The organism is Citrobacter sp. Colony219, assembly GCF_019382635.1.
Classification (GTDB): Bacteria; Pseudomonadota; Gammaproteobacteria; order Enterobacterales; family Enterobacteriaceae; genus Citrobacter; species Citrobacter youngae.
This window is the reverse complement of the sequence record NZ_CP080033.1, coordinates 3,068,385-3,068,651: the sequence shown is the minus strand read 5'-3', so window position 1 is coordinate 3,068,651 and position 267 is coordinate 3,068,385. Positions and strand designations below refer to the sequence as shown.

General features: G+C 52.8%; 1 protein-coding gene. It reads left to right on the top strand.

Annotated elements, in window-relative coordinates:
* A partial coding sequence (locus JTI85_RS21480) for an SEC-C metal-binding domain-containing protein (protein ID WP_255574762.1) occupies window positions 1-243 on the top strand: 243 nt, incomplete at its 5' end.
* Between the last annotated feature and the right edge of the window lie 24 nt (window positions 244-267).

The following is a 267-nucleotide window of genomic DNA, read 5'->3' as shown; positions in this document are numbered from 1 at the left end:
GAGGCTATTGCGCTGCACGGTACGGAAGAGAACTTTGCGGTGGTTGAGAAATTGACACTTGAAGCGTTTGAAGAGAGCGTCGATGCCATCCGCCTGGCTGCGCTGGACCTGCATGCTTACTGGATGGCGCATCCTCAGGAAACACCAGTCAAAGTACCGGTGAAAGTGGATGCCAAAGTAGGGCGCAATGACCCTTGTCCCTGTGGCAGCGGCAAGAAATATAAGCAGTGCTGTTTGCATTAACAGAAAGGGGCGAAAGCCCCTTTT